A 6,775-nucleotide genomic window follows, 5' to 3' on the forward strand; every position below is an offset into this window, starting at 1 on the left:
GACAAACCCACTGCAGGCTGCAATGGACTTGTCAGGCGGATGCAGTCTCGGCGATCCAGCCCGCCGCGACCCCCGCCCGACCCGCCGTCAGCCGCGCGACGTGCTCGCCCGCACGACGAGGCGCGGCTCGGTCACGCGGACGCGGTCGGCGGGGCCGTCGGCATCCCACACCTCCGCCAGCAGCGCGACGCAGGCCGCGCCGAAGTCGCGGGGTTCGAGGTCGAACGACGTCACGCTCGGGGTGAGCAGGGCGTGCATCGGCTCGTCGACGTAGGCGGCGAGCAGCAGGTCGTCGCCGACGCGGCGTCCGGCGCGGGCGGCGGAGTCGAGAGCGGGGGCCGCCGAACCGCTCGGCACGACGACGAGGGCGTCTACGTCTTCGGTGGCGAGCACGTCGTCGACGGCGGCGGCGACCTCGTCGGCGGTGGGGACGAACGCGATGCGCCGCGAGATCGGGATGCCGCCGTGCCCGGCGACCCACGCGGTGTACGCGCGCGCGATGTCGCGGCTCCAGGCGGTGCCGTCGGGCGGCAGCACCGCACCGATCCGCTGCGCACCGGCTGCGGCGAGGTGGTCGAGCAGGCGGATCAGGGCCGCCGTGTGGTCGGAGACGACGCTCGCGCTCACCCTGTCGTCGCCGCCGAGAACGTGCTCGCCGCTGACGACGGGGCGTCCGGTGTCGAGGATCGCCCGGATGCCGGCATCCTCGGTCGTGGCGTCGACGACGATGTACCCGTCGACGAAGGCCGCGGGTGCGGAGGCGTCGTCGGAGTCCCGGTGGGGGAGCAGGATGACCGAGAGTCCGAGGCGGTCGGCGGCATCCACCACGCCGAAGGCGAACTCGGTGTAGTACGGCAGTCGCGTCGACCCGGGTGGCAGGTAGAGGCCAACGGCACCGTAGCGGGCCGTGCGGAGGCTGCGGGCGGGGATGTTGACCGTGTAGTTCAGGTCGCGCGCGACGGCGAGGATCCGGTCGCGCGTCTCGGGCGAGACGCCCGGTTTGCCGCGCAGGGCGAAGGAGGCCGCCGCGGTCGACACACCGGCGGCCGCGGCCACGTCGTGGAGCGTCGGCTTGCGGGGGGTCACGCTTGCCGACGCTACCCGACTGGTGAACGGGGTCTTGCGCGCGAGTCAACTTAAACGTTTAATGTCCCTGAAACACCACGGGCGAGAGAACCGAAACACCCGGTCTCTAGCCTCGGCCTCATCCGGTCGCGATCGACGACGATCCGCCCGGGGCCCCACACCGCTGCGCCGGTCCGCCGGCTCCCTCCGAAAGGTCCCTCGTGTCCTCCACCACCCGTGATGCGGCGACGGTCGCCGCCGGCTCCGCCCGCGTTCCGCTGCGCCTTCCCACCGCGAGCTCGACGTTCATCGTCGGCATCGCCGGCTACCTCGGCGTCAACCTCTCGCCCTACATGATCATCGCCGTCCAGCAGGGCCTGGATGCCGACGTCCTCACCGCCAGCTGGCTCGTCACGGGCGCCCTCCTGCTCACGGCCCTCACCGGTCTCGCGGTCGCGCCCCTGTGTGCCGGTCGCTCGCGTCGCACGGTCGCTCGCGTCGGTCTGCTGCTCGCCGTGGTCGGCTTCGGCCTGGCCGCACTGGTACCGGCCGTGCTGCTCCCCGGCCTCCTCGTCGGCGGGGTCGGCGCGGGCGGGGCGGTCGCCGCCTCGGGCGCGGCGATCGCGGCCTTCCGCAACCCCGACCGGGTCGCGGGGTTCTACGGCCTCGCGAACCGCGGCATCATCACCGTCGTACTGGCGGTCGTGCCGCTGATCGGCCTTGCCCCCATCGACGTGTTCGGTTCGATGGCGGTGTTCAGCCTCGTCGCCCTGGCGCTCGCGACGTGGCTCCCCGGCGCACCCGCCGCCCCCGTGCACGCGGCGGCTGCGGCCGGTGCGGCGGTGCCGCTCGAGGTTCCGCCCACCGGCACCGTGCGTGCCGCGGCGAAGCCCTCGCGCACCGTCACGATCGCGGGCTTCACGCTGCTCGTCGTGTTCGCGCTGTGGGCCGCGAGCGAGGACTCGCTGTGGGCGATGGTCGGGGTCATGGGCGCCGACCAGGCCGGGCTCACCCCCGAGGGCCTCGGCATCGCGCTCTCCGGTGCCACGGCGGGTGGCCTCATCGCCTCGATCGCGCTCATGATCGTGGGGGACCGCCTGGGTCGTGGCATCCCGCTCATCGTGCTGCTGGTGATCGGCGGCATCCTGAAGATCGTCCAGGGCTACATCTCGGACCCCACCCTGTTCGTCGTCGTCTTCATCGTGTGGAACACCACGTACGCCCTGGTCTTCGCCTTTTTCATCTCGACGTCGGCCGCGCTCGACGCTGACGGGCGTTGGTCGGGGCCGCTCCTGGCCACCTACCTCGTCGGCTCGGCGCTCACGCCCGTGATCGGTGCCAACCTCGTCGCGGCGCTCGGCTACCAGGGCTTCACCCTGACGCTCGCGATCGCGAGCTTCGTGCTGGCCGTCCCGGCGGGCATCATCGGCCTCCTCTCGCGGCGCCTCGAGCGTCAGGCGACGGAGGTGGCCGCATGACCCGCACGGTCTATCGCGGCGGCCGCATCTTCACGGCCGCCACCGCTCCCGACGCGCAGTGGACGCACGCGGTCGCGATCGAGGGGGAGCGCATCGTCGCGATCGGCGACGCCGCCGAGGCGGGCGGGGGCACCACGGTCGACCTCGACGGAGCGCTCGTGCTCCCCGGCTTCACCGACGCGCACACGCACCTGCTGATGCTGGGCGCGTCCCTCGGCCAGGTCGCTCTCACCGATGCACGGACGCTCGACGGCATCCAGGAGCTTCTGCGCGAGGCGCGCGCCGCCGACCCCGACGCCCTGGTGCTGCGCGGTCGCGGCTGGCTCTTCGACTCGGTGCCGGGCGGTGCCCCGACGGCGGCGATGATCGACGCCGTCGTGGCCGACGTGCCGGTGTACCTGGACGCCAACGACTACCACTCCTGCTGGGTGAACACCGCCGCTCTGGCCGAGCTCGGCATCACCCGCGACACCCCCGACCCGCTCGGCGGGGCGATCGGCCGCGACGCCGACGGCGAGCCGAACGGCATGCTGTTCGAGACCGCGGCGGTGCAGTACGCCTGGGGTCAGCGCGATGCCGCGATGACGGATGCCGACCGCGACGAGGCCGTGGAACGGGTCCTGGCCGCGTACGCCGCCGCCGGCGTCACGGGCGTGGTCGACATGGCGTTCGACGAGCACGCGCTCGCCGCGATCGAGCGGGCCATCGAGCGTCACGGCGGAGAACTACCGCTGCGGGTGTCGGCGCACTGGCTGCTCGAGAACACCGGTGACCTCGACCGCAATCTCGCCCAACTCGACCGCGTGGTCGAGCTCGCTCGCCGCCCGGCGTCGCCCTGGCTGCGGGTGGTGGGCATCAAGCTCATCCTCGACGGCGTCATCGACGCGTGCACCGCGACGATGGGCGCCCCCTACGCCGACGGCTCGAACGCCGAGCCGATCTGGCCGCTCGCCGACCTCGCCCCGATCGTCGCGGCCGCCGACGCCGCGGGTCTCCAGATCGCGATGCACGCGATCGGCGACGCGGCGAGCGACGCCGCGCTCACCGCGATCGAGCGGGCGATCGAGGCGAACGGCGACATCCCCCGTCGCCACCGCCTCGAACACCTGGAGTACGCCGCGCCCGGCACGGCCGAACGCATGGCGCGACTGGGGGTCACGGCATCCCTGCAGCCCGTGCACGCCGACCCGGCGATCTTCGCCAACTGGGCCGCGATGCTCGGCGACGAGCGGGTGGAGCGCGCGTTCGCGTGGCCCGAGTATGAGGAGGCGGGTGCGCTCGTCGCGTTCTCGACCGACGCCCCGACCGCGCCCCACAGCGCGCTCGCGAACATGTACGTCGCGGCGACCCGCGCTTCGGCGCTCGATCCGTCGGTGCCGGCGGTGCACCCGCACTTCGCGCTGCCCCTGGATCGTGCGATCGCGCACGCGACCCGGGATGCCGCGGCCTCGGTCGGCGATGCGGACTGGCGCGGCCGCGTCGCGCCCGGCTTCGCCGCCGACCTCGTGGTGATCGACACCGACCCGTTCGCCGCGGGCACGGCATCCCTCCTCACCACCCGGGTGACCGAGACCATCGTCGCCGGCCGCTCCGTCTTCACCCCGACGATCCATGATGTGGTGTGACGGGATGACCGCCCCGACCCCCGAGGAGCACCGATGACCTGGCGCATGCCGAGCGAGACCGCCCCGCACACCCGCACGTGGATGGCGTTCCCGAGCGAGGGCCCGACCCTGGGCGAAACGGATTCCGAGCGCGAAGCGGGCTACGCCGCCTGGACCGCGATCGCCCACGCCGTCGCGGACTTCGAGCCGGTGTCGATGCTCGTCGACCCGAGCGAGCTGACCCGTGCCCGGCGGATGCTCGGCGGCGGGATCGAGATCGTCGAAGCGCCGGTCGACGAGTTCTGGCTGCGCGACTCGGGTCCGACGTTCGTCGTCGATCCCGAGCGGCCGGGCGCCCTCGGCGCCGTGGACTGGATCTTCAATGGCTGGGGCGACCACGACTGGGCGGTGTGGGCGAAGGCAGCCGAGCACGCCCGGATCATCGCCGAGGCGACCGGGGCCGAGCTCGTGTCGTCGACCCTGGTCAACGAGGGCGGCGGCATCCACGTCGACGGCGAGGGCACCGTGCTGCTCACCGAGACGGTGCAGCTCGACCCGCGGCGCAACCGGTACGCCGACCGCGCGCGCGTCGAGGCCGAGATGCTCCGCACGATCGGCGCCACGCACGCCGTGTGGCTGCCGCGTGGCTTGACCCGCGACTACGGCGACTTCGGCACGAGCGGGCACGTCGACATCGTCGCGACGATGCCGTCGCCGGGCACGGTTCTGCTGCACGACCAGCGGAATCCCGCGCACCCCGACCACGCGGTGACGCGCGAGCTGCGTGCCTTCTTCGAGACGCAGACGGATGCCGCCGGCCGCCCGTTCACCATCCGCGACCTGCCCGCACCCGCCACCGTCCGCGACGCCGAGGGCGACGTGGACTGGAGCTACGTGAACCACCTCGTCGTCAACGGCGGAGTGATCGCGTGCGGTTTCGGCGAGGACGAAGCGGATGCCACGGCCCACGGCATCCTGGAAGAGGTGTACCCCGGTCGCCGGGTCGTGACCGTCGATGCCCGCGAGCTGTTCGCGCGCGGCGGCGGCATCCACTGCATCACCCAGCAGCAGCCCGAGGTGACGGCGTGATCGACGTCGTCGAGGCATCCATCGCCGATCTCGCCACCGCCCTCGCCGAGGGCCGCACGACCGCCGTCGAGCTCGTCGAGGCGCACCTCGCGCGCATCGACGCGTACGACGGCCCCGACACCGCGACGAAGCTCAACGCCGTCGTGGTCCGCAACCCCGACGCGCTCGCCGAGGCGGAAGCGTCGGATGCGCGCCGGGCAGCCGGCCAGGCGCGGGGGCTGCTCGACGGCATCCCGTACACCGCGAAAGACAGCTACATGGTGCGCGGTCTCACAGTCGCCGCGGGGAGTCCGGCGTTCGCCGACCTCGTCGCGAAGGACGACGCGTTCACGATCGCGCGGCTGCGTGAGGCCGGGGCCATCTGCCTGGGGCTGACGAACATGCCGCCGATGGCGAACGGAGGCATGCAGCGCGGACTGTACGGCCGTGCCGAAAGCCCGTACAACGCCGACTTCCTGACGTCGGCGTTCGCGTCGGGGTCGTCGAACGGCTCGGGCACGGCGACCGCGGCGTCGTTCGGCGTCTTCGGTCTGGGCGAGGAGACATGGTCGAGCGGCCGTGCGCCCGCGGCGTGCAACGGCCTGTGCGCGTACACGCCGTCGCGCGGCGTGATCTCGGTGCGCGGCAACTGGCCGCTCGTCCCCACGATGGACGTCGTCGTGCCGCACACCCGCTCGATGGCCGACCTGCTCGCGGTGCTCGACGTGATCGTCGCCGACGACCCCGAGACGCGGGGAGACTTCTGGCGCGCGCAGCCGTGGGTTCTTCTGCCCCCGGCGTCCGAGGTGCGGCCGCCGTCGTACGCCGCGCTCGGGTACGAAGTGTCGCTGGAGGGTCTGCGCATCGGCATCCCGCGCATGTTCCTCGGCGTGGACCCGCTGGCGGGCACCGGTCCGCGCGGCGTCGGCGGACCGAGCGGCGAGCGCATCGAGCCGCGGCCGTCGCTGCTCGACCTGTGGGCGGTGGCGCGCGCGGATCTCGAGGCCGCGGGCGCGATCGTCGTCGATTGCGACTTCCCGCTCGTGAGCACCTACGAGGGCGACCGTCCGGGAGCGCCAACGATCCGCACGCGGGGTCTGGTGTCGGAGGAATTCCTCGACCGCGAGATCGTCGACCTCTCGGCGTGGGCGTGGGACGACTTCCTCCGCGCGAACGGGCATCCGGGTCTGGCGTCGGTGGACGGGGCGGCGATCTTCCCGCATCCCGAGGGTGCGCTGCCCGACCGGTACACGGGGTTCGACGACGACATCGCTGAGTATCCGGCGCACGTGCGGGAGCACGCGGTGTCGTCGTTCACCGAGATCCCCGAGCTGGCGGCCGGGTTGCGGGGGCTGGAAGAGACTCGGCTCCGTGATCTGGAGGAGTGGATGGATGCCGAGCACCTCGACGCCGTGGTCTTCCCGACGCTCACCGACGTGGCGCCGGCCGACGCCGACGTGAACCCTGCGTCGGCTGACATCGCATGGCGCAACGGCGTGTGGGTCGCGACGGGGAACCTCGCGATCCGGCATTGCGGTGTGCCGACGGTGACGGTTCCGC

General features: G+C 72.8%; 5 protein-coding genes. 4 read left to right on the forward strand and 1 reads right to left on the reverse strand.

Going from position 1 to position 6,775, the window contains the following annotated elements; translation table 11 throughout:
* Positions 1–87: 87 nt before the first annotated feature.
* Positions 88–1,086 (reverse strand): LacI family DNA-binding transcriptional regulator, encoded by a 999-nt coding sequence (locus tag LQV45_RS14935; protein WP_230007708.1) that lies wholly within the window; start codon positions 1,084–1,086, stop codon positions 88–90.
* 200 nt (positions 1,087–1,286) lie between these two features.
* Here LQV45_RS14935 and LQV45_RS14940 point away from each other — a divergent pair, with 200 nt between their 5' ends.
* The 4 genes from LQV45_RS14940 to LQV45_RS14955 form a co-directional block, all read left to right on the forward strand.
* Positions 1,287–2,543 (forward strand): MFS transporter, encoded by a 1,257-nt coding sequence (locus LQV45_RS14940; RefSeq protein WP_230007709.1) that lies wholly within the window; start codon positions 1,287–1,289, stop codon positions 2,541–2,543.
* On the forward strand, positions 2,540–4,168 hold the full coding sequence (locus LQV45_RS14945; RefSeq protein ID WP_230007710.1) for an amidohydrolase: 1,629 nt from the start codon (positions 2,540–2,542) through the stop codon (positions 4,166–4,168). Before LQV45_RS14940 ends, LQV45_RS14945 begins: the two co-directional genes overlap by 4 nt.
* Positions 4,169–4,201: 33 nt before the next feature.
* The gene (locus LQV45_RS14950) at positions 4,202–5,236 is read left to right on the forward strand and encodes an agmatine/peptidylarginine deiminase (protein WP_230007711.1); all 1,035 of its coding nucleotides are present in this window, start codon (positions 4,202–4,204) and stop codon (positions 5,234–5,236) included.
* Positions 5,233–6,775 (forward strand): amidase (locus LQV45_RS14955; protein ID WP_230007712.1); only part of this gene is annotated, 1,543 nt, incomplete at its 3' end. The genes LQV45_RS14950 and LQV45_RS14955, both read left to right, overlap by 4 nt.

It is taken from the genome of Microbacterium sp. Bi128, from assembly GCF_918698205.1.